1 protein-coding gene is annotated in these 1,405 nt (G+C 50.1%); it reads left to right on the top strand.

All coding sequences use genetic code 11. The features are described 5' to 3' along the window. Positions 1–1,370: hypothetical protein (locus K5Q73_RS21885; protein ID WP_220766184.1), on the top strand; the 1,370-nt coding region annotated here is incomplete at its 5' end. Positions 1,371–1,405 lie beyond the last annotated feature (35 nt).

Below are 1,405 nucleotides of genomic sequence, written 5' to 3'. Positions count from 1 at the left end.
AGAAAAGAGAAAGGGAAAGGAAGGGGGGGAAAGGGAAGGGGGGAGGAGGAGGAAGAAAGGAAAAAGAGGGGGGAAAGGGAAAAAAGGAAAAGGGGAAGGAGAAAGAAGAGAGAAAGGGAAGGGGAGGAGAAAGAGAAGAGAGAGAAAAAAAAGAGAGAAAGGGAGGGGAGGAGAGAAAGGGAGGGGAGAGGGAGAGAAAGGGAGAAAGGAAAAAAAAGGGGGAGAGAAAAAGGGAAGGGGAAGGAAGGGGGAGAAAGGGAAGGAGGAGGGAGGGAAAGGGAGGGGGGGGAAAAGAGGGGGGGGAGGGGGAGGAAGGAGGGGGGGAGAAAAAGGAAAAAAAAGAAGGAGAGAAAGGGGGGAGAGGAAAGGAGGAGGAGAGGAAAGAAAGGAAAAAGAGAAAAGAAAAAGAAAAAAAGAAAGGGAAGAGAGGGGGAGGAAAGAAGGAAGAGGAGAGAAGGAAAAAGAGGGAAAAAAAGGGAAGGAAGAGGGAGAGGGAAAAAAAGAAGAAAAGGAAGAGGAGAGAAAGGGGAGGGAGGGGGGGAAGGGAGAAAAAGGAGGAGGAAGGGGGGAAGAAGAAAGGGAGGGAGAGGAGGGGAAGGGGGAAGAGAAGGAAGGAAAAAGAAGGGGAGAGGAAAAGAGAGGAGGAAAAAGAGAGAAAGAAAGGGAGGGGGAAGAAGGAAGGAAGAGGAGAAGGGGGGAAGAGAGAGAAGAGAAAGGAAAAAAAAAAGAGGAAAAGAAGGAAGGGGAAAAGGAGAGAGAGAGGAAAGGGGAAAGGGAGGAGGAAGGAAAGAGAGAAGGGGAGAAAGAGGGGGGGGAAGAAAGGAAGGAGGGGAGAAGAGAGAAGAGGAGAGAAGGAGAGGGAAGAAGGGAGGAGGAAAGAAGAGGAAGGAGGGAGGAGGGGGGGGGGAAAGAAGAAGAAGGAAGAAGAGAGAAGGAGAGGGAGAGGGGGAGAGGAGAGGGGGAGAAGAGAAAGGGAAGGAGAGGAAAAGAGGGAAAAGGAGAAGGAGGGAAGGAAGAGGAAAAGGAAGAAGAGGAAAGAGGGGAGGAAGGGGGGAAAGGAAAAGAAAGAGGAAAGGAAGGAAAGGGAAAGGAAAAAGGAAGGGGGGAGAGAAAGGGAAAAAAAAGGAAAGAGGAGAAAAGAGGAGAAAGAAAGAGAAGAAAGGGAAAGGAAGAGAAGAAAAAGGGGAGGGGGAAGGAAAGAAGAAAAGGAAGAAAGGGGGGAAAAGAAAAGGGGAAAGAGGGGGAAGAGAGGGAAGGGGAGAGAGAAGGGAGAGAGGAAGAAAAGAGAGGAGAAAGGGACCGCAGGGGGAGAGAAAGAACGAAAAAAAGGGGGAAAGCAGAAAGGACAGGGAGGGAGAAAGAGAGGATGAAGGAAAAAGAAGAAAAGGAATGGGACCCTCACTCT

This window comes from Shewanella sp. MBTL60-112-B2 (assembly GCF_019655055.1).
Taxonomy (GTDB): Bacteria; Pseudomonadota; Gammaproteobacteria; order Enterobacterales; family Shewanellaceae; genus Shewanella.
Note: the sequence above shows the minus strand (reverse complement) of the source record. Positions and strands in the feature narration are given on the sequence as shown.